The 24,980-nt window shown below is 63.8% G+C and carries 23 protein-coding genes; 8 read left to right on the top strand and 15 right to left on the bottom strand.

What is annotated here, in order from left to right:
• Nucleotides 1-11 precede the first annotated feature (11 nt).
• Nucleotides 12-233 carry a hypothetical protein gene (locus tag SDENCHOL_RS02980; protein WP_154715991.1) on the top strand — a complete coding sequence of 74 codons (222 nt, stop codon included), beginning with the start codon at nucleotides 12-14 and terminating at the stop codon, nucleotides 231-233.
• Nucleotides 234-459: 226 nt separating this feature from the next.
• Here the strand turns inward: SDENCHOL_RS02980 and npdG are convergent, their stop codons facing one another.
• From npdG to SDENCHOL_RS02940, 8 genes are all read right to left on the bottom strand, one after another.
• Nucleotides 460-1,137, bottom strand: coding sequence for an NADPH-dependent F420 reductase (gene npdG, locus SDENCHOL_RS02975; RefSeq protein WP_154715990.1), 678 nt, complete (start codon nucleotides 1,135-1,137; stop codon nucleotides 460-462).
• A gap of 33 nt (nucleotides 1,138-1,170) precedes the next feature.
• Nucleotides 1,171-1,950: an enoyl-CoA hydratase-related protein gene (locus tag SDENCHOL_RS02970; protein WP_154715989.1), complete on the bottom strand. Its 780-nt coding sequence runs from the start codon at nucleotides 1,948-1,950 to the stop codon at nucleotides 1,171-1,173.
• A gap of 27 nt (nucleotides 1,951-1,977) precedes the next feature.
• On the bottom strand, nucleotides 1,978-2,391 hold the full coding sequence (locus SDENCHOL_RS02965) for a Zn-ribbon domain-containing OB-fold protein (protein ID WP_172954981.1): 414 nt from the start codon (nucleotides 2,389-2,391) through the stop codon (nucleotides 1,978-1,980).
• 13 nt (nucleotides 2,392-2,404) lie between these two features.
• A complete protein-coding gene (locus SDENCHOL_RS02960) occupies nucleotides 2,405-3,568 on the bottom strand; it encodes a thiolase C-terminal domain-containing protein (protein ID WP_154715987.1) in 1,164 nt (387 codons plus the stop codon).
• 155 nt (nucleotides 3,569-3,723) lie between these two features.
• Nucleotides 3,724-4,635, bottom strand: coding sequence for an enoyl-CoA hydratase-related protein (locus SDENCHOL_RS02955; protein WP_154715986.1), 912 nt, complete (start codon nucleotides 4,633-4,635; stop codon nucleotides 3,724-3,726).
• Nucleotides 4,636-4,760: 125 nt separating this feature from the next.
• Nucleotides 4,761-5,987 carry a CaiB/BaiF CoA transferase family protein gene (locus SDENCHOL_RS02950; RefSeq protein WP_154715985.1) on the bottom strand — a complete coding sequence of 409 codons (1,227 nt, stop codon included), beginning with the start codon at nucleotides 5,985-5,987 and terminating at the stop codon, nucleotides 4,761-4,763.
• A 14-nt stretch (nucleotides 5,988-6,001) separates the two neighbouring features.
• Complete coding sequence (locus SDENCHOL_RS02945; RefSeq protein WP_154715984.1) at nucleotides 6,002-7,192, bottom strand: CaiB/BaiF CoA transferase family protein; 1,191 nt, start codon at nucleotides 7,190-7,192, stop codon at nucleotides 6,002-6,004.
• Between the two features lie 45 nt (nucleotides 7,193-7,237).
• A complete protein-coding gene (locus SDENCHOL_RS02940; RefSeq protein ID WP_154715983.1) occupies nucleotides 7,238-9,244 on the bottom strand; it encodes a (Fe-S)-binding protein in 2,007 nt (668 codons plus the stop codon).
• A gap of 197 nt (nucleotides 9,245-9,441) precedes the next feature.
• On the opposite strand from SDENCHOL_RS02940, the gene SDENCHOL_RS02935 reads away from it, so the two are divergent.
• Nucleotides 9,442-10,344: a TIGR03619 family F420-dependent LLM class oxidoreductase gene (locus tag SDENCHOL_RS02935; RefSeq protein WP_172954980.1), complete on the top strand. Its 903-nt coding sequence runs from the start codon at nucleotides 9,442-9,444 to the stop codon at nucleotides 10,342-10,344.
• Nucleotides 10,345-10,408: 64 nt separating this feature from the next.
• Here the strand turns inward: SDENCHOL_RS02935 and SDENCHOL_RS02930 are convergent, their stop codons facing one another.
• The 4 genes from SDENCHOL_RS02930 to SDENCHOL_RS02915 all read right to left on the bottom strand — a co-directional run bounded on the left by SDENCHOL_RS02930 (nucleotide 10,409) and on the right by SDENCHOL_RS02915 (nucleotide 15,406).
• A complete protein-coding gene (locus SDENCHOL_RS02930; protein ID WP_154715981.1) occupies nucleotides 10,409-11,536 on the bottom strand; it encodes a glycosyltransferase family 4 protein in 1,128 nt (375 codons plus the stop codon).
• Between the two features lie 24 nt (nucleotides 11,537-11,560).
• The gene (locus SDENCHOL_RS02925; protein ID WP_154715980.1) at nucleotides 11,561-12,721 is read right to left on the bottom strand and encodes a glycosyltransferase family 4 protein; all 1,161 of its coding nucleotides are present in this window, start codon (nucleotides 12,719-12,721) and stop codon (nucleotides 11,561-11,563) included.
• A gap of 138 nt (nucleotides 12,722-12,859) precedes the next feature.
• Nucleotides 12,860-14,332, bottom strand: coding sequence for a mannose-1-phosphate guanylyltransferase/mannose-6-phosphate isomerase (locus SDENCHOL_RS02920; RefSeq protein WP_154715979.1), 1,473 nt, complete (start codon nucleotides 14,330-14,332; stop codon nucleotides 12,860-12,862).
• A gap of 75 nt (nucleotides 14,333-14,407) precedes the next feature.
• Nucleotides 14,408-15,406, bottom strand: coding sequence for a GDP-mannose 4,6-dehydratase (locus tag SDENCHOL_RS02915; protein ID WP_154715978.1), 999 nt, complete (start codon nucleotides 15,404-15,406; stop codon nucleotides 14,408-14,410).
• A gap of 214 nt (nucleotides 15,407-15,620) precedes the next feature.
• Between SDENCHOL_RS02915 and SDENCHOL_RS02910 the strand changes: the two genes are divergently transcribed.
• Entirely contained in the window at nucleotides 15,621-16,367 is a 747-nt protein-coding gene (locus tag SDENCHOL_RS02910; RefSeq protein ID WP_154715977.1) for a TetR/AcrR family transcriptional regulator, read from the top strand.
• 13 nt (nucleotides 16,368-16,380) lie between these two features.
• Here the strand turns inward: SDENCHOL_RS02910 and SDENCHOL_RS02905 are convergent, their stop codons facing one another.
• The 3 genes from SDENCHOL_RS02905 to SDENCHOL_RS02895 form a co-directional block, all read right to left on the bottom strand.
• A complete protein-coding gene (locus SDENCHOL_RS02905; protein ID WP_197706822.1) occupies nucleotides 16,381-17,142 on the bottom strand; it encodes an SDR family NAD(P)-dependent oxidoreductase in 762 nt (253 codons plus the stop codon).
• A 3-nt stretch (nucleotides 17,143-17,145) separates the two neighbouring features.
• Entirely contained in the window at nucleotides 17,146-18,099 is a 954-nt protein-coding gene (locus tag SDENCHOL_RS02900; protein ID WP_154715976.1) for an oxidoreductase, read from the bottom strand.
• 118 nt (nucleotides 18,100-18,217) lie between these two features.
• Nucleotides 18,218-19,243, bottom strand: coding sequence for an amidohydrolase family protein (locus tag SDENCHOL_RS02895; RefSeq protein ID WP_154715975.1), 1,026 nt, complete (start codon nucleotides 19,241-19,243; stop codon nucleotides 18,218-18,220).
• A 177-nt stretch (nucleotides 19,244-19,420) separates the two neighbouring features.
• Here SDENCHOL_RS02895 and SDENCHOL_RS02890 point away from each other — a divergent pair, with 177 nt between their 5' ends.
• Genes SDENCHOL_RS02890 through SDENCHOL_RS02870 form a run of 5 tightly spaced genes read left to right on the top strand, consistent with a single transcriptional unit; the run spans nucleotide 19,421 to nucleotide 24,948 of the window.
• Nucleotides 19,421-20,449 carry a tRNA dihydrouridine synthase gene (locus SDENCHOL_RS02890; protein WP_154715974.1) on the top strand — a complete coding sequence of 343 codons (1,029 nt, stop codon included), beginning with the start codon at nucleotides 19,421-19,423 and terminating at the stop codon, nucleotides 20,447-20,449.
• Nucleotides 20,439-21,386 carry a UDP-glucuronic acid decarboxylase family protein gene (locus tag SDENCHOL_RS02885; protein ID WP_231912898.1) on the top strand — a complete coding sequence of 316 codons (948 nt, stop codon included), beginning with the start codon at nucleotides 20,439-20,441 and terminating at the stop codon, nucleotides 21,384-21,386. The genes SDENCHOL_RS02890 and SDENCHOL_RS02885 overlap by 11 nt, the downstream gene beginning before the upstream one ends.
• Nucleotides 21,383-22,375 (top strand): glycosyltransferase, encoded by a 993-nt coding sequence (locus SDENCHOL_RS02880; protein ID WP_154715972.1) that lies wholly within the window; start codon nucleotides 21,383-21,385, stop codon nucleotides 22,373-22,375. The genes SDENCHOL_RS02885 and SDENCHOL_RS02880 overlap by 4 nt, the downstream gene beginning before the upstream one ends.
• A gap of 51 nt (nucleotides 22,376-22,426) precedes the next feature.
• Nucleotides 22,427-23,023: a hypothetical protein gene (locus SDENCHOL_RS02875; RefSeq protein ID WP_154715971.1), complete on the top strand. Its 597-nt coding sequence runs from the start codon at nucleotides 22,427-22,429 to the stop codon at nucleotides 23,021-23,023.
• Nucleotides 23,020-24,948, top strand: coding sequence for a hypothetical protein (locus SDENCHOL_RS02870; RefSeq protein ID WP_231912897.1), 1,929 nt, complete (start codon nucleotides 23,020-23,022; stop codon nucleotides 24,946-24,948). The genes SDENCHOL_RS02875 and SDENCHOL_RS02870 overlap by 4 nt, the downstream gene beginning before the upstream one ends.
• The last annotated feature ends 32 nt before the right edge of the window (nucleotides 24,949-24,980 follow it).

Genomic DNA, 24,980 nt, shown 5'->3' with positions numbered 1-24,980 from the left:
ACCATCGGCCAATGAGCATGTTCTGGAAAAAACCTATTCGCTGCGGCGATCCCGCTTGGTATGGACTGGACTTCGCTATCGACGATGCGCGCATTCCGGAGTCCATCCGCGCCAGCATTGCGCACGACTATCGCCCCGGTTATACGCTCTACTTTGCCAACACCGACGAGGGCGGCGAATGGTGGCTGCTCGATGAGGCTGGGGACATCGTCGAGGCGTATTGGCTGGTATAGCAGCCCGTCAGGTTACGGGCGCCGGCTGTCCGGGCAAAAAACGGGCAAAGCTCGCCGGCAGCAGCGCGTTTTCCAGACTGTGCTGGGTGAAGATGAAGCACCCATCGCAGACGAAGCCCGGCTCATTTCGACCTCAGGGGTGAAGACCTGACCCAGCCTATTTATATCCTGTAAAGCTGGCACCATGGACAAAGGAGAGGCCGCAGTAATGCGCGGCCGGAGAGCCTTACTCTTCTATGCCCGTCAGCCGGATGCCGGCATGGCAGTCGTACTGCTTGTTGATGAAGATCAGCACCGAGGTCATGGCTTCGACGGCGGCGGCGTTGGCGATGCTGCCGGCGTGGAAGCCGCGCATGCCGGCGGCTTCGACCAGCTTGATGACTTCGGCGCGCGCGTCCTTGCTGTCGCCGCAGACCAGCACGTCGCAATCCAGGCCCTTGCCTTCCTGCAGATGGTGGGCGGCGACGTTCTGGAAGGCCGAGACGACCTTGACGTTCTCGCCCAGCAGCGCCTGGGCGATCTGGCCGGCCGAGCCTTCCGCCGGCAGTTGCACGCGGGCGACCTTGGGCGGTACCAACGGCACGGTGACGTCGATGAGGATCTTGCCCTGCAGGGCGTCCTTGACGCTTTCCAGCGTACTCTTCTGGTGGCTGAAGGGCACGGTCATGGCCACGATGTCGGCGGCCTGGGCGGCGGCCAGGTTGTCGGCGGCGCGCACGCTGACGTTCTTGACGCCGCGTTCCGCCATGATCTTCTGCAGATCGGCGGCGGCGGCTTCGGCCTTGTCCTGGGTGCGCGAACCGATGATGACTTGATAGCCGGCCTGCGCCCAGCGGCGCGCCAGGCCCGTGCCGAGATCGCCGGTGCCGCCGAGGATGGCAATGACGGGGAGTTTTTCGCTCATGGGATTCTTTCCGAGAAGTGGGTTGATCGAGAATCAGCGGCCGGTGAAGTTCGGCTTGCGCTTTTCGGCGAAGGCGCGCGGGCCTTCCTTGGCGTCTTCGGAATTGAAGACGCGCGGGGCGATGCTTTTCTCCAGCACGAACTTCGGCTCGTTGTTGAGCGCGCGCACGGCGATTTCCTTGGCGGTGCGCACCGCCAGCGGGCCGTTTTCGCAGATCTTCTCGGCCCAGGCCATGGCTTCTTCGAGCACCTTGTCGGCGGGGACGACCTTGTTCACCAGGCCGATGTCGTAGGCGCGTTTGGCGTCGATGTTCTGGCCGGTGAGCAGCAGTTCCATCGCCACCGCCCAAGGGATCTGCTGCGGCAGGCGGATGTGCGAACCGCCGGCGGGAATCACGCCCCACTTCACTTCACCGAGGCCGAACTGGGCATGCTCGGAGGCGATGCGGATGTCCATGCCCTGGAGGAATTCCAGACCGCCGGCGATGCAGAAACCGTTCACCGCCGCGATGATGGGCTTGAAGATGTTCTGGAACGGGCGCTTGGCCGGATCGTCGTAACCCATCTGGTCGCCGGCGGCAATGGCCGGCAGCGCGTCCTTGATGTCCATGCCGGTGCAGAAGGCCTTGTTGCCGGCGCCGGTGATGACGGCCACCCACAGATCGGGATCGGCGTTGAAGTCGTCGAAGGCGGCGTCCATGCCGACCAGCATTTCGCGGGTGAAGGCATTGTAGGCATCGGGACGGTTGATGGTCATCAGGGCGATGCGGCCCTTCTTTTCGTAGGTGAAGGTGGCGGGCAGATTCAGGGACATGTTCTTTCCTCGTAAAAAATTCGTGTTTCAGGCACGCTTGAAATACGGCAAGGTGATTTCCGGCGTCACCGCCTTGAAATCCACCGTCACCGGCATGCCGATCTTCAGTTCGCTGGGCGGCACGTCGCTGAGTTGCGTCAGCAGGCGCACGCCGCCTTCGAGTTCGACGACCACCGGCGCATAAGGGGCGGATGAGCCGAAGGCCGGATGCAGGGCGCGCTCGACCACGGTCCAGGTGTAGACCGTGCCTCGGCCGCTGGACTGGGCCCATTCCCAGTTGAAGGAGCTGCATTCGGCGCAGATTTCGCGCGGCACGTGGCGCCAGGCGCCGCAGTCGGTGCAGCGCTGGAAGCGCAGCTCGCCTTGCGCGCAGAAATCGTAGAACGCCTTGGTCAGCCCCTCCATCAGGGGCAGCGGCTTGTTGTAGCTCGTGTCTGTCATGATCTTCCCCTTGTCAGCGGCGCAGGATGGCGATGCTGCCGTCGCCGAAATCGCCCCAGCCGGTAACCACACCGATTTCGGCATCCTGGACCTGGCGCGCGCCGCACTCGCCGCGCAACTGGCGCACGGCTTCGATGAGGTGGCCGATGCCCAGCGAGTGGGCATGCGAGAGCAGGCCGCCGTGGGTGTTCACCGGCAGGCGGCCGCCCAGTTCGATGCCGCCGTTCTCGACGAAGGCACCGCCCTCGCCGCGCTTGCAGAAGCCGCATTCCTCGATCTGCTGGATGACTTCGAAGGTGAAGCAGTCGTAGATCTGGGCGAAATCCATGTCGGCGGGCGTCACGCCCGCCATGCGGAAGGCTTCCGGCGCGGCATTGGTCAGACCGATCTTGTGCATGTCGCGGCGGTTCGGGATGTCGTCGGCCGGATAGGGTTGACCGGCGCCGGCACCCATGAGATAGATCGGCTTTTGCTTGAGGTCGCGCGCGCGCTCGACGCTGGTGACGATGAAGGCGCCGCCGCCATCGGTTTCCAGACAGCAATCGAGCAATTTGTAGGGATCGGCGATCATCATCGAAGCCAGATAGTCTTCCATGGTGAGCGGCTTGCCGTGCATCAGCGCGGCCGGATTCAGGTTGGCGTGCTTTCTCATGGCGATGGCCACCGCGCCAAGCTGCGCCTGCGTCGTGCCGTAGTCGTGCATGTGGCGCCGCGCCATCAGCGCATACCATTGCGGCGGCGCGGTAAAGCCGTAGGGCATGTAGTAATCGCGCGCAATCGCCCCGCCGGGGATGGAATCGACGTCCTGGGTGGTGGTTTCGCGCACGCGGGCGCCGGAAAAACCGTTCCAGCCGCCGGGCACCAGCACGTAGTCGGCCGCGCCCTGGGTCACCGCCAGGGCGGCGGCGCGCAAGCCGGCAACGGGCGAGGCGCCGCCCATGTGCAAGGTGGCGGCAAAGCGCAGGTTGCCGCAGCCCAGGCTGGCGGCGAATGCTTCCGACTTGCCGAGGTTGGGAAACGGCAGGATGCCGTCGATCTGGCTGGCTTTCAATCCGGCGTCTTCGATGGCGGCCACGGCCGCCTTGAGCTGCAGCGCCATTTCCGAAAGGCCGGAGCCGGGCTTGCGGCAGTAGCCGGTTTCTCCGATGCCGACGATACAGGCCTTGTCCTTGAGCATTGTTTCTCCTGTTGTTGCGATACCAAGCAATGACTGCGGTTCAGGCGGATGCTTCGCCAATCGACGATCTCATTCCCACGCCCCAGGGGCACTGCCTTCGGGGCGCCTGCGCGGAAATGGCGCGTTCGTCGTTGCGGTCTGCTGCCGATTGAAGCTCAGTTCTTCCCGGTCCCGGCCTTGCGGGCCGCCTGGATTTCCTCGTATTCCTGCAGCAGCTTTTCCTGGGCGGCGGCTTCGCGGCTGCGGATGCTCCAGAACTCGGGCGTGCGCTTTTCGACGAAGGCGGAACCGCCTTCCTTGCCTTCGGGCATGTCGAACCAGTCCGGGTACATGTTGGCGGAAATCACGCAGGATTCCTTGTAGCCATCCATCTCCTGGTCGAAAGCGGCTTTCAGCACTTCCAGGCAGCCGGGGCTCTTGGCGAGCAGTTCCTCGCACCAGGCATCCACTTCGGCTTCCAGCCGTTCGAGCGGCACGACGGTATTCACCAAGCCCATGCTCAAGGCTTCGTCGGCCTTGTACTTGCGGCACAGCATCCACATTTCGCGCGCCTTCTTGGTGCCGATGACCTTGGAGAGATAGGGCACGAAGAAGCCGTCGGCCGGCGAGGAAACGCGCGGGCCGGCCTGGCCGAACACGGCGTTGTCGGCGGCGATGGTGAAGTCGCAGCAATAGGCCATGTGGTTGTGGCCGGCGATGCAGTAGCCCTGCACCTGCGCGATGATGGGTTTGCGCGACATGCGCATCAGGCGGTTGTGCGGATAGCGGTTGTAGAAGGCTTCGCGCAGGCCCCAGCGTTCCCAGTCCACGTCGCCGCCGGCGCCGAAGTGCTTGCCCTTGCCGGCGACGATGATCACGCCGATGGACGGATCGTGGTTGGCGTCGTAGAAGGCGCGGAACATTTCATCGACGGTGGCGATCGTCAGCGTGTTCATGCGGTCGGGCTTGTTCAGCGAAATGCGCGCGATGCCGCCGCCCAGCGCCTGATGATGCTTCTTTTCGTAGATGATTTCCTTGAAGTTGTCGAGGCCGTCGCCGGCGGCGATGCTCCAGTCGGTCCAGCTCATTGATGATCCCTTCCCTGTCGTGTTTTACCGCACGTCATCCCCGCGCAGGCGGGGATCCAGTTGTGCTGCCTCGGTGGATTCCCGCCTGCGCGGGGATGACGCAACCAAACCGTATTGTCATTCCCTTACGGAATGGCGCCCTCGGCCTTCAGCGCCTCGATCTCTTCCCACTCGTAGCCGAGCAGGTCCATCATCAGGAGCTCGGTATCCTGGCCCAGTTGCGGCCCCAGGGTGTCGATCCGGCCCGGCGTCTTCGAGAGGGTCACCGGCAGGCCGCGCACGTCGACCTCGCGCTGCACTTCCTCGCAATAGGCTTTCATGAAGTAGTCGTTCTGCCAGGCCTGCTCGTCGCGGATGACGTCGGCCAGGTTGTTGACCGGCTGGGCCAGGATGCCGGCCTGCCTGAAGGCTGCCAGCAGCCCGGCATGGTCGAACTTCAGCGTGTGCGCCTCGATCACCTCGATCAGCGCTTCGTTGTGCTGCTTGCGCAATTCCGCCGTCCTGAAACGCGCATCCTGCGTCAGGGCCGCGTCACCCAGCGCCTGGCACAGCGCGGCGAAGCGGGCATCATCGTTGGCTTCGCAGACATACACCCACTTGCCCGCGGTCGGATAGAGGTTCCACAGCGGGTTCTCGACCTGCTTGCGCGATTTCTGCAGCGCCGCAGTCCTGTCGCCGGCGAGGAAAGCCTGCAGATGCGGCGCGGCCAGATACAGTTGGGCGCCATACAGCGAGGCATCCAGCGCCTGGCCCTTGCCGGTGCGCTTGCGCTGATACACCGCCAGCATGATGCCCAGCGCCGACATGATGCCGCCGTAGGCATCGCCCGAGCCCATACCGATGTAGATCGGCGGCTGGCCCGGCTCGCCCAGCCGCGCCATGACGCCGGTGAGCGCCTGCACGGTCATGTCGAACGAAGGCTTGGAAGCGCCGCCATAGCGGCCATAGCCGGTATTGGTGGCGTAGATCAGCCTGGGATTGACGGCGCTGAGTTGCTCGTAGGAAAGATTCCAGGCGGCGAGCTGTTCCGGCGCGAGGTTGGACAAGAAGACGTCGGCCTTCTCGATCATGCGATAGAAGATTTTCTGCCCGCTGGGCTTCTTCAGGTCGATGGCGATGCTTTTCTTGTTGCGGTTGATGACCAGGAAGTACTGGTTCCAGTCGCCGATTTCCAGCGACTTGATGGAGCGCACGCCGCGCGCCTGGTCGCCGCCGTTGGGGCGCTCGACCTTGATGACTTCGGCGCCGAAGTCGGCCAGGTACTGCGCCGCCACCGGCCCCTGGAACCAGACGGTGAGATCGACGACGCGCAGGCCTTTGAGTGCTTTTGCCATGTTGTCCATATTGCCCATGTTGTCCTCCTCGCTCAGGCCACGACGCCGGCGGCGTTGAGTTGGTGGAATCGGTCTTCGCCGATGCCCAGCAGATCGCGCAGCACGGCGCGGCTGTGCTGGCCGATGGCGGGCGCGAGCTTGTCCAGGCGCGCCGTGCTCTCGCTCATGTAGATCGGGAAGCCCAGGCTCTTCACCCGTCCATGGCTGGGGTGATCGAGTTCCATGATGTAGCGGTTGGCCGCCACTTGCGGGTCGTTCGCCGGATAGTCGAACTGCTCGATGACGTCGGCGGAAAGCTGCTTCTCCTGGAATGCCTGACGCCAGTACGTGCCGGGCTGCTGCTGGAAGGCGGCCTCCAGGGCCTCGATGAGCAGCAGGCGATTACTCTCGGTACGTTTGTCGTGGGTATCGAAACGCGGATCGTCGGTGGCGATGCCGACCAGTTGCGAGAAGGTCGGCCACCAGCGGTCGGTATCCGGCATGGTCAGCGTCACCCAGCGCCCGTCGGCGCTCGGGTAGAGCGAGCCGGACATCGGATTGGAGACGTCCAGACGCGAAATCGGGTTGAGCAGGCGGTCGCCCTTGCCGATGGCGAGGAAGGCCTGGATGTCCAGCGCCGCACCATACATGTTGGCGCCGAACAGCGAGACATCGACTTCCTGGCCTTCATTGGAATCGACGCGATGCACCAGCGCGGTGACCACGCCGAAAGCCAGCATCACGCCCGCGTGCATGGCGCCGGAACCCGTGTACACCGGCGGCTGGCCGGGCTGCGGCAGGATGGGCATCATCCCGGTACGCGCGGCGGCCAGTTCGTCGATGGCCGGCAGATCGGCATCCGGGCCGGTCGGGCCGAAACCGGAAAGGCGGCCGTAGATGATGTCGGCACGGCGCTTGGCGACACTGGCGTAATCCAGTCCCAGGGCGGCCAGTTCGTCGCGCTGCCAGTCGGTGATCAGCACATCGGCCTTGGCGACGACCTCCTGCAGCAGTGCCTTGCCTTCGCTGCTCTGCGGATCGAGCGCCAGGCTTTCCTTGTTGCGATGGATCAAGTCGGCCTCATGGTTCCAGCCGCCATGGCCGGCATGCCGGCCGCGCGCCGCCGGCAGCAGGTCGAGACGGATGACGCGGGCGCCGAAGTCGGCCAGGAAGGCACCCGACAGGGCAGCGCAGAACTGCCGTGTCAGATCCACGACGATGACGTCGTCAAGTGCGCGGCTCATCGGATATCCTCATTACGGTTGGTTTCAATGGATGCTGCTGCGCGCTCAGGCCAAGGTCCGATCCCAGGCCGCCGGGCGGTTTTCCAGCTTGTCCAGCACCAGCTCGGCGATGTCGAAGACCTTGCGCTCTTCGCTGTGCTTGCTTGCGCTGGAAGTCAGCATCAGGTTGCAGAACGGGCAGGAAGTGGCGATTTTATCAGCGCCGGTGGCGAAGGCTTCCTCGGCGCGCACGTCGTTGATGCGAGCCGTGCCGCCCTGGCCACCCCAGTAGTTGCCGCCGCCGGCGCCGCAGCAGAAGCTGTTCTTGCCATGGCGCGGCATCTCGACCAGCTTGCCGACCGAGGAGACCACGTTGCGCGTCTCATCGACGATGCCGTTGTGGCGCGCCAGATAGCAGGGATCGTGGAAGGTGATCTTCTCGCCATCCTGACGCACCTTGAGCTTGCCGGTCTTGATCAGCTCGTCGATGAAAACGGCATGCGGAATGGTCTGCCATTCGCCGCCCAGTTGCGGATAGTAGCGGTCGAAACTGTTGAAGCAATGGGCGCAGGTGGTGATCACCTTGTGGATCTGCAACTCCTGGAATTCCTCGATGTTGCCCTGGGCAATCTCGACGAACTGCATTTCGTTACCCATCATCTTGGCCGGATCGCCGGTGCAGTGCGGACCTTCGAGCACCCCCCAGGAAATGCCGGCGGCTTCCAGCAGCCGGGCCATGGCGCGGGCGATGTTCTGCGCCCGTTCCTCGTAGGTCACGGCGCAACCCAGCCAGAACAGGTATTCCGTCTTGCCCGGCTCGAACAGCGGCACCTCGAACGGCAGTCCCTGCTTCCAGTCTTCGACGTTGGCCGAGGTGCCGACGAAGGGGTGGCCGCGTTTTTCCAGGTTGGCATTCGCCGCCGCCATGGTGTCGGGCATGTCCGACTGCTCCATGACGAAGTTGCGGCGCAGTTCCAGGACGATTTCCGCCGGCGCATTGCTGACCGGACATTCCTCGATACAGGCCGCGCAGGTGGTGCAATTGAAGACGGCTTCCTTGCCGATGGTCTCGATCAGCGATTCATCATCGAACTTTCCCTGCGCCATGTATTCGGCACAGGTGGCCATGATGGACTTGGGCGAAAGCGCCTTGCCGGTCTGCGCCGCCGGACAGACTTCATGACAGCGGCCGCACCACAGGCAGGTCGACGCATCCATCAGGTACTTCTGGCTCAACTGGGAAATCCTGTTGGCGCCCAGCAGCAGTTCCGCTTCTTTCTCGCCGTCTTCAGGCTCGGCATCGAAGTCGATGGGTGCCAGATTGATGCCCGCGCGCTTGTTGGCCAGCCCCGAATTGGTCAGGCCCAGCACCATGTGCGACATCGGCGTATGGCCGATCAGCGCGATGAAAGCGCAGCCGAACAGCATGTGCAGCCACCACAGCGCCAGATTGCCGCCGGCAAGAATCTGCGGCTCGCCGCCGGAGAGCAAACCGGCAATGAAGTTGCCGACGAATTCGAACTGGCTGTGGACTTCGGGATTGGTCAGGCGGAAGCCTTCGGCGATGAAACCGAGCAGGGCGGTGGCCAGCAGCAACGCTTCCATCGGCGAGAAGCCCTTGCGCGTGTAGCCGGCGGCGGTCAGGCGCTCGGGCGGGGCGAGGCGGCGCAGGGCGAAGAACAGGATGCCGACGAGGATCATCAGGCCGGCGATTTCGCGCGCCAGCTCCATGAAGTAGTGACCAAAGCCGCTTTGATAAACCTCGATGCCGACAAAGCTCAGACCATAGGCGCTGTGGCCGAGGATTTCGATGATCGCGCCAAAGAACAGCAGATTGTGGGCGATACCGGAAATCGGCCGCTTCTTCAGACGTTCCAGCAACAGGCCGCGGCGGATGAAGGTCGCCCAATTCACCTTGGCCAACACGGCCTCCCTGGTGAGCTCCTTGCCGAACCAGGCCTGGCCGTGGCTGATGCGCTGCCAGTATTTGCGCAGGCCGAAACCCAGGCTGACCAGGGCGGCCGTCAGCAGCAGCGCGAGAAAGACATAATGGATGGCGGATATGGAATACATCGGCGGCTAGAATGACCCGGATATTCGGTAAAGTCGCGGCCGAAGGACGAGCGCAAAACAGTACGCCCGCTCTGGCGCGAAATCCGGCAAGATAGCGGTTTATGCCCCTGCCTGCAAGCCTGCGGCTTCCCGTTGCGGTGAATCCGGAGGGCTTCGGCGCCTCGTCGAAAACACCAATAAAAGGAGGAAACATCATCATGAGATTCGGCTTTCACCTGTTCATGGTCGATCCCTGCGAACACCAGGAAATCGCCCGCACCGCCGACACGCACGGTTGGGACAGCATCCAGGTCGCCGATGCGCCGTTCTTCCCGGAAAAAGTCTCCGTGCCCTACCCCTACACGCCGGACGGCTCGCGTTTCTGGCCGCTCGACATGCCGGTGCTCGACCCCTGGGTGGCGATGACGGCGATGGCCGTGGTCACCCAGCGCATCCGCTTCATCCCCTCGGTGCTGCGCCTGGCCATCCGCCAGCCGCTGCTCGAAGCCAAGAGCCTCTGTTCGGTTGCCGAAGTTTCCAACTGCCGCGTCGCGCTGGGCGTGGGGCTGGCCTGGATGCCCGAGGAATTCAAGTGGCTCAACATCGACATGAAGACGCGCGGCAAGCGCCAGGACGAAGCCATCCAGGCCATCCGCCTGCTGATGCAGGGCGGCTTCCAGGAGTTCCACGGCAAGCACGTCGACTTCGACCGCGTCATCATGGCGCCGACGCCGAAAAAGAAGATTCCGATCTACGTCGGCGGCGCCACCGCCCCGGCCATGCAGCGCGCCGCGCGCCTCGGCGACGGCTGGCTCAGCGTGATCCACAACAAGGCGGAGATTCCCGGCATCGTCGATGAACTCAACCGCTACCGGCGCGAATGCGGCCGCGAGAAAGAGCCGTTCGACATCATGCTGCACTGCCCCGACGCGACGACCATCGACGACATCAAGCGCCTCGAAGACCTGGGCATCACCGATCTGCAAGTCACCCCCTGGGCGCTGCCCGGCATGGCCGCCGAGGAAGGCGTGGGCAAGATCATGCAGCAGCAGCCGACGCTGCAGATGAAGAAAGACGCGATCCGGCGCTACGCCGACGAGGTGATTGCCAGGTTCGCGTGAACGTCCGTCGGCGTTCCCACCCATCCCCTTCGCCGCCGCCCTCGCGCTTATCGCTGCAAGCGCTTCAACGGGCGGCGAGCAATTCGCGGTACAGGGCCAGGTAGCCGGCGGACATCCGCTCGGCGGTGAATAGCGCCTCGTAGCGCGCGGCCGCGCGATGTCCCATGGCCGCGGCTTCCGCCGGATGCTGCCAGAGGAAGTCCATCGCCTGGCGGAAGGCGGCGGGATCGCCGGGCGGCACGACGCGGCCGGTTTCGCCGTCGATGTTGATGTAGCTGGTGCCGCTGCCGATTTCGCAGGAGATCATCGGCTTGCCGAACATCGCGCCTTCGAGCAGCGAGATACCGAAGGACTCGGAGCGCAGGTGCGAGGGAAAGACGACGGCATGGCACAGCGTCAGCAGGGCCACCTTGTCCTCGTCGGGCAGCACGCCGAGAAAAATGACGTTGCGCAGCCGGTTGAGCTCGGCCTGCGCCTTCAACGCCGCTTCGACCGGCCCGGCGCCGACGATCACGATCGGGTAGTCGCAAGCTCGCGCCGCGTCGAGCAGGACGTGCAGTCCCTTGTAGTAGCGCAGCACGCCGACGAACAGGAAGAATTTCCCGCCGAGGCGCTGCCGCCAGGCGTCGAGGCGCGCGGCGGCGGGCGCGGGATAGTTGGGGCCGTTCCTGTCGAGGCCGTAGGGAATTACCGTCACCTTGTCGCGAAACTGTGTCAGCACCGGACTGGTCGCCAGATAATTGGGCGAGGAAGCGACGATGCGATCGACGCTGCCGAGGAAACGCTGCATCAGCGGACGGTACAGTTGCAGCAGCAGCTTCTGCCGGACGATGTCGGCGTGATAGCTGACGACGGTCGGCTTGCCCAGGCGCGGGATGCCGCAGGCGAAATGCACGACGTCCATGAACGGCCAGGGGAAATGGTAGTGGATGATGTCGGCCTGGTTGGCGAGCTGGCGAAATTTGCCGAAGGCCGCACGGGAAAATCCGGTCGAGGCAATTTCAAAATCCAGCGGCACCTGCACCACGCGATGGCCGTCGACGTTCACTTCCGCCGCGCGGCGGTCGCGGGCGAGCGTCAGCACTTCGGGTTCGGCGCCGAGGCGCTGCGCGCCGACGCAGAGCTGATAGATCACCTGCTCGATGCCGCCGTAGGACTGCGAATAGGTGCGATAGAAATGGAGAATGCGCATCGGCGGGATTCTACCGATCGCGCCTCAGGCCAGCACGGCGCGATAGGTCTGCACGGTAATCTCGGCGCAACGGCGCCAGGTGAATTGCGCCGCTTGTTGCAGGCCGGCCTGGCAGCGCCGCTGCCATTCGGGATCGTCCCCCAGCAGCATCTGCATGGCGGCGGCCAGGCCGACGTCATCGTCGGCATCGACGATCAGACCGGCGGCTCCCGCCACTTCCGGCAGCGAGGCGCGGTCGGAGACGATGACCGGCGTGCCGCTGGCCATGGCTTCGACGACCGGCAGGCCGAAGCCCTCGTAGAGCGACGGATACACCAGGGCGCGCGCGCCGGCGACGACCTCGGCGAGCCGCGCCTGGCCGAGATAGCCCGCCAGGCGCACATGGCCGCCGGCGAGCGCGGCGCGCAGCTCGCCGGCGAACGTGTCTTCACCCCAGCCGGCCATGCCGACGATCAGCAGCGGATACTGCTTGCGCAGGGCATCGGGCAGGCGCGCATAGGCACGCAGAGTGAGCAACAGATTCTTGCGCGGCTCCAGCGTGCCGACGCAGAGCAGGTAGCTGCCGTGCCTGAGTCCGAGCGGTTGCAGCGCGGCGCGCGTCTGCGCCTCGGTGCGCGGATGGAACTCGGCGCCGCAGCCAAGCGGGGCGACGACGACCTTGTCGGTGGGCAAGCCGAAATGGCTGACGACCTCGCGGCCGATATAGGCCGAATCGACCAGGATGCGCGCCGCTCTGGCCACACCCTTGCCGACGTGCCGCTCGATCTCCGCCAGCCGCGCGCGCGGCTGGGTTTCCGGATAATGCACATGCGTCAGGTCATGCAGGGTCATCACCAACGGGCCAGTACCATTGAACGAGTCGAACGGCCAGAGCGAAGGCTCATGATAGAGATCGACGGGCTGGCGCCGCACCCCGGCCGCGAAGGCGCGTTGCTCGACGAAGCGGCGCAAGCGGTAGGCGCCGGGCATGCCGCGCAGCAGGCTCGTCGCGCGTGCCACCTGCATCACCCGCGCCATCTGCGCCGACGCGGTGGGCAGAGGCAGCGTCAGGCTCCAGCGGCGGCCGAGGAACAGGCTGATCTCGACATCCTCGCGCTGCTGCAAGGCCGTCACCAGACCGGTGACGTACTGACCGATGCCGGTGCGCGGCGCGCGCAGGATGCTGGCGTTGAAGGCGATACGCATCTCAGGCCATGCGCCGCGCGGTGTGGATGATGTGAACGATGTGGGCGGCAGTACGCTGCATGCCCGTATTCAAATACGGGAGTCCAGAAACATGGGGACATTCAACAAGCAGCCGCGCAATCGGATTTTTCTGATTCATCAGTTGGCAACAGACTGCCCGCGCCCGTATTGATCGGCAAAGCGAACGATGTCGTCCTCGCCCAGATATTCGCCGCTCTGCACTTCGATCATCACCAGATCGAGCAGGCCGGGGTTTTCCAGGCGATGCTTGTGGCCGGCAGGAATGTAGGTCGATTCGTTGATATTGACGTAGAGCACGCTGTCGCCGTTGGTGACCTTGGCCATGCCCTGGACGACGATCCAGTGCTCGCTGCGATGGTGGTGCAGTTGCAGCGACAGCGCAGCGCCGGGCTTGACGACGATGCGCTTGATCTTGAAGTGCCGGCCTTCCTCCAGCACCGTGTAGGTACCCCAGGGGCGCGCCACGGTGCGGTGCAGCTTGCAGGCATCATGACCGGCGGTCTTCAACTGCTGGACGATTTTCCTGACGTCCTGGACGTGGTCGGGATGCACGGCCAGCACGGCGTCCGGCGTGTCGATCAGGATCAGATCCTTGAGGCCGACGGCGGCGATCAGGCGGTTTTCACTTTGCACGAAGGTATTCGCACAATCGACGAACAGCGCTTCGCCGAGCGCGCGATTGCCGTCGGCATCCGGCGCGACGAGCTGCTGCAGCGCGCTCCACGAACCGATGTCGCTCCAGTCGAAGGCGGCGGGAATGACGACGACGCGGTCGGAACGCTCCATCACCGCATAGTCGATGGAAATGTCCGGCGCATTCGAAAAACTCGCCGCGTCGAGTTCGCGCCGCAGGCCGCCGACGCCTTCCTCGGACGGGCTGACGTCAATGCAGGTTCGCGCCGTGGCGAGCACGTCGGGCGCGTGCCTTTCGAGTTCGGCGAGAATGACGCCGACGCTGAAGCAGAACATCCCCGAATTCCACAGGTAGCGGCCGCTGGTCAGATATTGCGCGGCGGTGGCGGCATCGGGCTTCTCGACGAAGCGCTGCACGCGCGCCGCGCCGTCCTTGCCGCTACCGACGGCCGAGCCGCATTCGATGTAACCGAAGCCGGTCTCCGGCTTGTCCGGGCGGATGCCGAAGGTGACGATGTGGCCTTCGCTCGCCAGCTTCGCCGCGGCGCGCGCCGCCTCGGCGAATTCGGCCTCGTCGCGGATCAGGTGGTCGGCGGCCATGACGACCATGATCGCCGCATCGCCGTAGCGCTCGCGCAGCGCCAGCGCGGCGGCGGCGATGGCCGGCGCGGTGTTGCGGCCGCAGGGTTCGAGCAAGAAATGCGGCCGCTGCTCGCCCAGCCCGGCGGCAAGGAATTCGTCCTTGCTCAGGAAATAATGATCGCGGTTGGTCACCGTCACGATCTCGTCCTGCGTGGCGATCGCCGCCGCGCGTCGATAGGTCTTGTGCAGCAGCGATTCGCCGTCGGCCAGGCGGATGAAGGGCTTGGGATGGCCTTCGCGCGACACCGGCCAGAGACGGGTGCCGGCGCCGCCGGAGAGTATGACGGGGATGACTGGAATGGCGGGGATGATCATGGTGCGTGGCAACTCCTGTTTGGGTATCTCACATGCCGGTTGCGGCAGCGGCATCCAGAAGATCGAGCGACATTATCAGGCATGAATGCCACCCTGCCCGCCATGCCCACCATACGCCGCGTCTCCAGAAGGTCGCGCCGGCGCCGGCAAGGCCGCCGCGCTTTCGACGCGCTCCCAGTGCGCCAGGACATCGCGCAGCGACTGATCGAGTGGAATGCGCGGCTGCCACCCGGTAGCGGCGCACAGCTTGCCGTTGTCGCCACGCACCCGGCGTTGCCCGGCGGGGCGACGCAGCGCCTGGAGCTGGCGGATTTCCGGCTCGGCGCCACCGATGCGGGCCAGCCGATCGAGCAGCTCGCGAATGCTCGTCTCCGTATTCGAGCAGACGTTGTAGACGCCGCCATGCTCGCCCGCTGCAAGCAGACCCATATAGGCGTGCACCACATCGCGCACATCGAGGAAATCACGCGTCACGTCGACGTCGCCGATTTCGATGACGGCCTCGCTCAGGCCGAGGCGGATGCGGGCCATCTGCCGCGCGATGCTGGAAGCAACGAATTGCAGGCGCTGGCCGGGACCGATGTGGTTGAATGGCCGCGCCACGACGATGCGCCACGGCGCATCGCCGCTCCATTGGGCGCACAGCATCTCGGCGCCGATCTTGCTGATGGCATAGGCATTGTGCGGCAGCACCGGATGCGTTTCCCGGATCGGCAAGGCTTCCGGCGCAGCCTGGCCATAGACGTCGCCCGAACTGACGTAGAGAAAGTCGCCGCAAAAACCGTTGTGCTTGAGTGCCTGCAACAGGTGCAGGGTGCCGAGCAGGTTCACCTCCAGCACCTGCGCGGCGTTTCCGATGGCGTCGGGAATGAAGCTCTGCCCGGCAAGATGGATCACGCCGTCCGGCCGCGCATGCTGCAGGATGCGATTCAGCGAGTCGGTATCCCGCAAATCGTACTTTCCGCCGGCGGGAATCAATTCCCAACCGTAGTTCCGCACGATTTCTCCGGCCATGCCGTGGAAAATCCTGCCAACGAAACCGGTTTCGCCGGTCAGAAAAAGACGCTTCATCATTGAAATGTTTCCCGTACCACCCGGCATTCTATAACGGTGCTCAGACCTCGGAGCCTTGCCGCTGGTTCCGGCACGCCAGCCGCGCAAACCGGCCGCAGCCGGCTGCAGACGCCCTCAAGGCTGCCCGGTCGTTTACAATGTACGCCTCGGGCGATCGAAGCCATGCCCATGCTTGCGGGCATGGCTTCGATCGCCACCGTTCATCATTGGAGAAATGCGCCGCACGCCGGCCACCGACATCATGCCTGGCTCATCCAGCAAAACCCCCGCCAAATCGGCAAAATCGAAAACCAGCAAGCCTGCCAGGACCAAGCCGGCAACGCCGCGCGGCCTGCTGTCGCAGGCACTGATCCTGCGCACTTCGCTGGAGATCATCGACCGCGACGGCCTTGACGGCCTGACCGTGCGCAAGCTCGCCGAGCAGCTCGGCGTCTCGGCCATGGCGATCTACCGTCATTACGAGAGCAAGGCCGAAATCGAGCGCCAGCTCGTCGATCTGGTGGTCGGCGATTACGACGTCACCAACCACGATGAAGCGGACTGGCGCGAATGGCTATACACCACCTACGCCGGCATGCGCTCCGCGCTCTGCGCCCATCCCGGCGTCATGCCCCTGCTCGACAACGCCTCCTATCAAGGCGGCAAGGCGCTGGCGGTGATGGATCGCGTCCTCTTCGAGCTGAACAAGGCGGGCTTGACGGCCGAACGATCCGCCCTGCTGTTCCACACGCTGATGGCCAACATGATCGGTTCGGTGGTGTTGATGAACGACGAAGAACGCAGTCTCATCGCCTTCGGTTCGAGCGAGGAACGCCAGCGCTCGCGCAAGCTGAGTTTTGAAATGGTATCGCTGGAACCCTTTCCCAACATCGCCGTGCTCGCGCCGCAACTGGCGACGATTTCCAGCGAACAGCGCTACCGCGACAGCGTGATGCTGATCATCAGGGCGGTGACGGGTTAGCGCTGGAGACTGCTCAAATCGCCGTCTGCCCGCCGTCGATGACCACGCCGGAGCCGGTCATGAACCGCGCCTCATCCGAAGCGATGAAGGCGATGGTGGCGGCAATGCCTGCCGGCTGGCCGTGTTCGGGCAGCAAGGGCATCAGGCGCGACAGCAGGTTGAAATCGGCGTCTTCCGGCGGTGAGAAACCCGCCACCAGCGGTGTTGCCACCGAGCCGGGACAGATCGCATTGACGCGCACGCCACGCGAGCCGTATTCGACGGCCAGCGCCCGGGACAGCATCAGCAATGCGCCCTTCGACGCCGAATACACGCTGCCATAGGGCACGCCGACCATGCCGGCGATCGAGGCGACGCTGACGATGTTGCCCTGACTTGCCAGCAAATGCGGCATCGCCGCGCGGCACAGGTAGAACGGGCCATGCAGGTTGATGGCGGTCTGGCGATGCCATTCGTCATCGGTGATTTCGGTGAAGTTCTTCAGGAACAGCGTGCCGGCGACATTGCACAGCACGTCGAGGCGGCCATGCGCGGCGACGACGGCCGCCACCGCCGCATTGCAGGCGGCGGCATCGGTGACGTCCAGCGAGTGGGCGCTTACCTCGAGGCCGTCGGCGGTGAGGCGCGCCACTTCCTCGCGCAATTTCTCCGCCTGGATGTCACAGGCCAGCACCCGGGCGCCTTCACGCGCCAGTCGCTCGGCCGTGGCCAGGCCGATACCCGAAGCCGCGCCGGTCACCAGCGCCACCTTGCCGATAAAGCGTTGCATCTCCATGGTCTACTCCCCGTCCAGTTCGTCGAAACGTGCGCCGGTCAATTCTTCGCTGACTTGCCAGAGCTTGCGCGCGCTGGCTTCATCGCGTCCGGCCTCGTGGATTTTCGCCGGCGCCGGCACGCCGCGCGTCTCGCCCAGGCCATCCGGGCCGTAGAAACCGCCCGGCGTCACTTCCGACGAGGTACAGGCGTACAGCGTCGGCCAGCCGCCGCGCTCGGCGGATTGCCCAAACAGCGACATGACGATGCCCAGCACGACCGAAATCAGGTTGTCGATGAAATGAAAGCTGCCCAGCGCCTTGCGCGAATTGCCGATATTGGTGCGCGAGACGCCCGGATGCACCGCCAGGCTCAGCAGCTTCAGGCCCTTGGCTGCGGCGCGGCGCTGCAACTCGCGGGCGAAGAGCAGATTGGCCAGCTTGGTTTGGTTGTAGGGGCGCTGGGCAAAGTAGCCGTGCTCCATCTGCAGGTCATCCCAGTCGAAGGTGCCGAGGCGATGGACCAGGCTCGATACGGTGACGACGCGCGGCGCGGGACTTTTCAGCAGCAGTGGAAACAATCCGGCGGTCAGCGTGAAATGGCCGAGATGGCCGATGCCGAAGGTCAGCTCGAAGCCGTCGCCCGTCGTGCGCCGCTCGCTGATCGGCTGGATGCCGGCGTTGTTCACCAGGATGTCGAGCACCCGGCCTTCCGCCGTCAGTTTCGCGGCGAACTCGCGCACTTTCTCCTGGCTGGACAGATCCAGCGGCAGGAATTCGACTTTTGCATCGGCGCGTAGCGCGCGAATCCTTCGCAGCGCTTCGGCGCCGGCCTGTTCGTTGCGATCGACCAGCAGCACCTCGGCGCCATGCTGCGCCAGGCCGCGCGCGGCCTCGAAGCCGATGCCGCTGGCCGCGCCGGTGACCAGGGCGCGCTTGCCGCTCAGGTCAGGAATGTCGTTCTCGGTCCATTTGGCCATGATTCACCATCGAGGAAGAGTGAGATGTACGTCGTGTCGTGCAGATGAAAAACTGGCGCACGCCCCTCGCGAAATGTGGGAACGTGCGCCAGTCCAGATCAAACCAGACGAAACGGACTCAGTGGCCGTGACCGTGCCCCGCCGCCGGCGCCGGAATCTTGTAGCCGCCCTGCTTGCGCTTCACCGGCTCGATGCCGGTCAGCTTGGCCAGGTTCAGGCCGAGGATCTTCGCCTTGTCTTCCTCGGTCACCTGCGCATAGCCCCACTTCTCCTGCAGTTCCTCGGGCATGTCGAGATTCACGATGTAATCGACCACGCGACCCAGATCGTCGAAGGGCAGGTCGAAGCCCAGCACGATCTTGTCGGCCGGCATCCACTGCAGCGCCGTGCCGATGGCGTGGTAGCCGCGATACGGCGCGCGCTGGTACCAGCCGATGATGCCCGACAGGCTCATGTAGAGATTGCGATGCTTGCCGCACAGACCAATCAGCTCTTCCGACTGCGGCCAGCCGGCGTGATAGGCGATGATCTTGAGATCGGGGAAGTCGAGCAGCACGTCGTCGAGCTGGCCCACCTGACAGTGGCTGCTGGGCTGCGGCACGACGTAGCTGAAGCCGGTGTGCACCGTCAGCGTGATGCCCAGTTCCTGCGCCTTCTCGTAGAACGGCCAGAGACGCTTGTCGTTGAGCGGGCCGTCGTCTTCCGGCGTGTACAGCTTGCATAGCTTGGCGCCCTTTTCCTTGAACAGGTATTCGAGCTCCCAGTTGGCTTCCTTGGTGCCGCGCTTGATCACCGGGCCGACGTTGGCTTCCAGGTACATGCGCTCCGGGTACGGCGCGATCTGCTGCAGCATGAAGCCGTTGGTCGATAGCGAGACCACGCCGCCGGTGACGTCCATCATCGGCTCGCGCAGGCAGAAGGCGACGTCGACGTTGGTCTTGTCCATGTGCTCGATCAGCGCGCTGGCAAGCGGCTGCGGCCATTCGCCGGTCAGGTCGCGGCCCGACCAGGCGCGCATCACCCCATCCACGCTGCCCCACCAGCGCTGCACGTTCGGGTAGTAGTCGATCTCCGACATGGTCTGGAGATTCATGAAATGAAACTCGGTCATCGCAATGAAGTAATCCTTGGCGGTCTTGGCCATGTTGCTCGCTCCTCGTTGATATTCGTTCGTGGGTGAAACTCGTTGAACGGTCGATTGTAGTGGAAATTTCACGGCCGCGTGCCAGGCCGGAATATCGGCTGCAGGCCGGCTTTATCGACAAGCCGGCAGCTTTGCCGCACACTGCCGGTCTTCACCGATCGTCCGCAGCATCAGCGCATGTCCCGTCTCATCCTCGCCCCCATGGAGGGCCTCGCCGATCACTTCCTGCGCGACGTGCTGACCCGCATCGGCGGCTACGATGCCACGGTCTCGGAATTCATCCGCATCACCGGCTCGCTGCTGCCGCGACGTAGCTGGGAACGCATCTGTCCGGAAATCCACCATGCCTGCCGTACGCCAGCCGGCACGCCGGTGGCGATTCAATTGCTCGGTAGCGACCCGGACTGGCTGGCACGCAACGCGGCACGCGCGGCCGAATTCGCGCCGCCCGCCATCGACCTGAATTTCGGCTGCCCGGCCAAACTGGTGAATCGCCACGGCGGCGGCGCCATGCTGCTCGGCGATCCGGCGCAGTTGCTGCGCATCGTGCGGGCCGTGCGCGCGGCCGTGCCGGCGGCGATCCCCGTCACCGCCAAGATGCGCCTGGGCATCGCCGATACGGCACTGGCCCTGGATTGCGCCCAGGCGCTGGCAGTCGGCGGCGCCGCCCAGCTCGTCGTCCATGCCCGCACCCGCGACGAAGGCTATCGCCCGCCAGCGCATTGGGAATGGATCGCGCGCATCCGGGAGGCAGTCGACATTCCGGTCATTGCCAATGGCGAGATCTGGACGCTGGCCGACTGGCAGCGCTGCCGTGAAGTCAGCGGCTGCAGCGACGTCATGATCGGCCGTGGCGCCGTCGCCGATCCCTTTCTGTGCCTGCGCATCCGCGGCGTTATGGCCGCGAGCCCGTCGTCCGCCGACTGGCAGGCCCTGCTGCCGCACATCCGGACTTACTGGCAAAGACTGCACGATCACGGTACGGCCCAGCGCGCGCTGGGCCGTCTCAAACTGTTGCTCGGCTACTGGCAACGCACCTGGCCTGAAGCCGCGGCCCTGCAGGCCGCCGTGCGGCGGGTCGATGATCCGCCGGTGATCGCGGGATTGCTGCAAGAGATGACGCGGCGGGATAGTCAACCCGCGCCGCACGAATACAATACCCGCTTGTCAATTCCGTTTGGAGCGCGTGGTGCGGGTGTCGAATAGAAAGAGAGTGCTGGTGACCGGCGGCGCCGGTTTCCTGGGTTCGCATCTCTGTGAACGCCTGCTCAATGAGGGTTGCGACGTGCTGTGTGCCGATAATTTCTATAGCGGCACCAAGGACAATATCGTTCACCTGCTCGACCATCCTCATTTCGAACTGCTGCGCCACGATGTGACCTTTCCGCTCTACATCGAGGTCGATGAAATCTACAACCTGGCGTGCCCGGCATCTCCCGTGCATTACCAGCGGGACCCGGTACAGACGACCAAAACCAACGTGCATGGCGCCATCAACATGCTGGGGCTGGCCAAGCGCACCAAGGCGCGGATTTTTCAGGCATCGACAAGCGAGGTTTACGGCGATCCCGAGATTCACCCGCAGCAGGAAAGTTACTGGGGACGCGTCAATCCGATCGGCATGCGTTCCTGCTACGACGAAGGCAAACGCTGCGCGGAAACCCTGTTTTTCGATTATCACCGCCAGCACCGGCTGGAAATCAAAGTCGCGCGCATCTTCAATACCTATGGGCCACGCATGCATCCGAGCGACGGGCGCGTCGTGAGCAACTTCATCGTTCAGGCGCTGCAGGGCAAGGACATCACCCTTTATGGCGACGGTTCCCAGACACGCAGCTTTTGCTATGTCGATGACCTGATCGAAGCTTTCGTGCGTCTGATGGCCAGCCCGCAGGAAGTGACCGGCCCCATCAACCTGGGCAATCCGGAAGAATTTACGATCCTCGAACTGGCCGAGACCGTGCTCAGGCTGACGGACGGCAAGTCAACACTGGTCATGCAGCCCTTGCCGCAGGACGATCCCAGGCAACGCCAGCCCGATATCGCCCTGGCCAGGCAAACCCTGGACTGGCAGCCCAAGATCAGGCTGGAAGATGGGCTGTCCAAAACGATCGACTATTTCAGGCGCTTGCTGGCCTCATGATCGACAGCGCGCATCGTTTGATTGTCGTGACGCCGGTGTATGAAGACGTCGATGCCAGCAGCCGCTTGTTCAAGGAGCTGGCCGCGCAGTTTGGCCGGGATGTTTTCGTGGTGGCGGTGGATGACGGTTCAGTCGATCAACCCCTGGAAATTGCAAGCCTCGCGCACGCCGAGGTTGCCGGCGTGATACTCAAACTGCGCCGCAATGTCGGACATCAACGCGCCATCGCCATTGGCCTGGGTTATGTGGCCGCGCACATGCAGCCCGAGCATCGCGTAGTGGTCATGGATTCCGATGGCGAAGATCTGCCCGCCACCATTCCCTTGCTGCTGGCGCCGCTCGAATCGGCGCAAACCGATGTGGTGGTCGCGCAACGCAAGAGCCGGGTGGAAACCCTGCGTTTCAAGGTCTTCTATGCGCTGTACAAGCGCCTCTTCGGCTTGATGACCGGGCGCTCGATCAGTTTCGGAAATTTCATGGCCCTGAAGCCTGCGGCAGTCAAGCGCCTGGTCGCCATGCAGGAGTTGTCGATACATGTGGCGGGCGCGGTGCTTGCGTCAAAACTGCGGACAACCGCCTGTCCGCTGGATCGCGGCCCTCGCTATGCGGGCCGCAGCAAGATGAATTTCGTTGGCCTGGTATTGCATGGATTCCGTGCAACCATGGTATTTGCCGAGGACGTACTGGTGCGCGTGGGGATCGCCTGTCTGTCCGTCGCCTGCATGGCGGTGCTGGCGATGGGCGTGGCGATATTTCTCAAACTTGCCGGTTTTGCCACGCCAGGCTGGTTCTCGGTGGCGCTGGGGATTCTGCTGCTGATGTTTTTGCAGACGGGAGCGTTGACCTTGTTGACGCTGATGCTGACGGGCGTGGCGCGCAGCACGGCAACCATGCTTCCGAGATACGGCGGTTTCGTGGAACGGGTCGAATGCAGGGATGGCGGCATATCGCTGGAGAGCCGTGTTGATGCTGACGGGGAAATGTGGTGATTCGGGCTGCAATCGCAACGGCAGGCTGCCTCGATGAATGAGGCGACCACGATGAACAAACTGTGGCGCGCCGTATCGGCAACGATGGTTTTCGTGGCCATGTTGCTGCTCGTGTATGGCGTGCATGCGCGGTTTTTCCATGTGGACGTGGTGCTGTACGACGCGCTATTGGACGGCGTGCTGGCGTGCATCCTGAGCGCCGCCGTGCTGTGGCGCGGGCGTTGGCTGGCCATGCTGGGCGGCTTCGAGAAGCTGCAGTTGGCGGCGATCTGGCTGCTGCTGGCCTATGGTTTTGCAATTTCGGTGCCAACGGTCATCGACCGATCCCTGTCGTTCTACATTCTTGAGAAGCTGCAGCAGCGCGGCGGCGGCATCCAGTTGGCGCGCCTCGATGAAGTCTTCGTGCGGGAGTACATGCCGGAACATCGTTTGGTGGAGATCCGGCTGACGGAACAGTTGGCCTCGGGGACCGTAAGGCTGGATGGCAACTGCGTGCGCCTGACGCAAAGAGGTCAGCATCTGGCAAGTTTCAGTCGCTACCTCCGACGGAATTTCCTGCCGCGCCAGCGCTTGCTGATGAGCGACTATTCGGATGCGCTCACCGACCCTTTTCGCCATGACAGGCCAAGCCCGGGCTACGAATGTTGAATACGACTGCAATCCGGCAACGCTGGCGAAATTGGAGAGGCAATTGGGGGCTGGATGCGCTGCTGTTGCTGGCGCTGGCGGCGGCGACGGTGAATCGCTTTGCGCCAGAGCCCGTCAGTGGCGACGTCATGCTGTATTCGGTGATGTCGCTACAGAACGTCACCCTGTTTTTCTGGGGGCAAAACCGCTTGCTGAACGTGGGCCCGGCGCTGACGTCGTTGATACACGACCCGGCAGCCAATCTCTGGGCCAATCTCCTTTTCCCCACGCTGGTTTTCTTCGGCCTGCTGCGCGCCTGGGCGGGCGTGGCCGTGAGATTGGTATCACCGCCGGATAGCGATGGCGATCGCCAGGTAAATACCAGACGGGCCCGGCAGTTGTTTTTGCTGCTGTCGGCAATCGTGCTGCTGGTGCTGAAGCCTCATGCGGTGTACGAGGTGGTGGTATGGCATGTGGAGTATCCGCTGGCCTGTTTGCTGCTGCTATGGGCTCATGAGACATGGTTTGCCGCTTCCGGAGCAAACCGCCTCCTGGGGCCGCTCTGGCTGCGCATGCTGGTTGTCGCGCTGCTGCTGGGCCTGGCCTTGGGAGTCAACTTCAGCACGGTGATTCCTGCCCTGGCTTTGGTCGGTGGGCGCATGTTGCTGCAGCGCCGCCTGGAAATGCGCAATCTGGGCTTCGCTGGGCTGGCCGTCGTGCTGTTTCTGCTGTGGTGGCTCGTTGCGCATCGGGTTGCCGGACCTTCGGGCACGGAGTATGCGGGGTTTTCCTTTGCCACCTTGCGCGAGGGATTGCCGCTGGCGCTTGGCAGCATGCAAAACGCGCTTTGGCTGCCGAGACTGGAAGCGTTGTTGTTGGTCGTGGTGACACTCCGCCTGTGGCAGGCATGGCGAAACCGGAGCAGTTGGAACGTACAGGTCTTGTGGGTGCAGATCCTGGCAGTGCTGTTTGCACTGGGCTGGTTGCTGCTGTTTGCAGGCAATGCCTGGGTGCAGAAGTTTGCCTTTCATTATCGCTACTTCGTTTTTGCGTGGCTGGCGTTCGGCATTGCGCTGTCTCTGGAATTGGCGAAGCTGCTGGCAGCCATCCCCGGGTTTTGGCGGATGACGGCGACTGCGCTGGCTTTTCTATGGCTGATCGCGGTACTGATACGCGCTCCCGTACCGCTTCAGCAGTATGCGTTTGCCCAGCGCGTGGCGCCGATCGTCGGCATGGGGACGACGATATATGCGGGCGAGTTTGAACAGACCTGGTCGGCGGTAATGGCGGGGATGCTGCAGAGGCAGCCGGCTTTTGGCGTGACCGGCCGCGCAGAGGGCAACAAAAAGGGGCTCCGCGAGCATATCGCGTCAGCCTTGAGGCAGGATGGTCGGCTTGAGGTGGGCTGTTTGCAAGACACCGTGGAAAGCTGCCTGAAACAGGTCAATGCCTATGCGGAGCAAACAGTGCGCGTGCGTGAAGCGCGATTGATCGCTGGCCGGAAACCTGCCTGGTATCTCGTGCTGGAGCAAGGCATGCCACCGACACCGGCCATGACCAGGGAACCGGCGGCGCATTGGACATACCGCGGGACGGATTTGATTTCCCTCTATAGCCAGGTGGGCTATGGCGATCTCAAAGGGATACATAGCCTGGGCGAGGAAGGTTTCTTGCTCTATGGCCCCTATCGAGCCGCGTCGCAAGGCGTGTACCGGCTGCAGATATTCGGTACGGTGCAACAGGCAGGGACAGCCTGGGCGGATGTCGTGGCGCGCAGCGGAAACCTGCGTTATGCGCAATTCGCATTGCAGCCAGGGGAGGATGCGCTGGTGGATGAACTGGTGTCTCTGCCGCGTGATGAACCAGACGTGGAAATTCGGGTATATGTGGGAACCGGAGATGTGGTGCGAATCACCGGCTATGAGTGGCGATTGCAGGCGCATTGAGCCGCTTTCCAGTTTCCACTTCCCACTTTCCA

Origin of the sequence: Sterolibacterium denitrificans, assembly GCF_900174485.1 — a bacterium.
Lineage (GTDB): Bacteria > Pseudomonadota > Gammaproteobacteria > Burkholderiales > Rhodocyclaceae > Sterolibacterium > Sterolibacterium denitrificans.
This window is presented reverse-complemented; position numbering and strand designations above follow the sequence as displayed.

Coding starts and splice junctions, on each gene's coding strand:
- SDENCHOL_RS02980 (WP_154715991.1), top strand. CDS start 12: ATGAGCATGTTCTGGAAAAAACCTATTCGCTGCGGCGATCCCGCTTGG.
- npdG (WP_154715990.1), bottom strand. CDS start 1,137: ATGAGCGAAAAACTCCCCGTCATTGCCATCCTCGGCGGCACCGGCGAT.
- SDENCHOL_RS02970 (WP_154715989.1), bottom strand. CDS start 1,950: ATGTCCCTGAATCTGCCCGCCACCTTCACCTACGAAAAGAAGGGCCGC.
- SDENCHOL_RS02965 (WP_172954981.1), bottom strand. CDS start 2,391: ATGACAGACACGAGCTACAACAAGCCGCTGCCCCTGATGGAGGGGCTG.
- SDENCHOL_RS02960 (WP_154715987.1), bottom strand. CDS start 3,568: ATGCTCAAGGACAAGGCCTGTATCGTCGGCATCGGAGAAACCGGCTAC.
- SDENCHOL_RS02955 (WP_154715986.1), bottom strand. CDS start 4,635: ATGAGCTGGACCGACTGGAGCATCGCCGCCGGCGACGGCCTCGACAAC.
- SDENCHOL_RS02950 (WP_154715985.1), bottom strand. CDS start 5,987: ATGGGCAATATGGACAACATGGCAAAAGCACTCAAAGGCCTGCGCGTC.
- SDENCHOL_RS02945 (WP_154715984.1), bottom strand. CDS start 7,192: ATGAGCCGCGCACTTGACGACGTCATCGTCGTGGATCTGACACGGCAG.
- SDENCHOL_RS02940 (WP_154715983.1), bottom strand. CDS start 9,244: ATGTATTCCATATCCGCCATCCATTATGTCTTTCTCGCGCTGCTGCTG.
- SDENCHOL_RS02935 (WP_172954980.1), top strand. CDS start 9,442: ATGAGATTCGGCTTTCACCTGTTCATGGTCGATCCCTGCGAACACCAG.
- SDENCHOL_RS02930 (WP_154715981.1), bottom strand. CDS start 11,536: ATGCGCATTCTCCATTTCTATCGCACCTATTCGCAGTCCTACGGCGGC.
- SDENCHOL_RS02925 (WP_154715980.1), bottom strand. CDS start 12,721: ATGCGTATCGCCTTCAACGCCAGCATCCTGCGCGCGCCGCGCACCGGC.
- SDENCHOL_RS02920 (WP_154715979.1), bottom strand. CDS start 14,332: ATGATCATCCCCGCCATTCCAGTCATCCCCGTCATACTCTCCGGCGGC.
- SDENCHOL_RS02915 (WP_154715978.1), bottom strand. CDS start 15,406: ATGATGAAGCGTCTTTTTCTGACCGGCGAAACCGGTTTCGTTGGCAGG.
- SDENCHOL_RS02910 (WP_154715977.1), top strand. CDS start 15,621: ATGCGCCGCACGCCGGCCACCGACATCATGCCTGGCTCATCCAGCAAA.
- SDENCHOL_RS02905 (WP_197706822.1), bottom strand. CDS start 17,142: ATGGAGATGCAACGCTTTATCGGCAAGGTGGCGCTGGTGACCGGCGCG.
- SDENCHOL_RS02900 (WP_154715976.1), bottom strand. CDS start 18,099: ATGGCCAAATGGACCGAGAACGACATTCCTGACCTGAGCGGCAAGCGC.
- SDENCHOL_RS02895 (WP_154715975.1), bottom strand. CDS start 19,243: ATGGCCAAGACCGCCAAGGATTACTTCATTGCGATGACCGAGTTTCAT.
- SDENCHOL_RS02890 (WP_154715974.1), top strand. CDS start 19,421: ATGTCCCGTCTCATCCTCGCCCCCATGGAGGGCCTCGCCGATCACTTC.
- SDENCHOL_RS02880 (WP_154715972.1), top strand. CDS start 21,383: ATGATCGACAGCGCGCATCGTTTGATTGTCGTGACGCCGGTGTATGAA.
- SDENCHOL_RS02875 (WP_154715971.1), top strand. CDS start 22,427: ATGAACAAACTGTGGCGCGCCGTATCGGCAACGATGGTTTTCGTGGCC.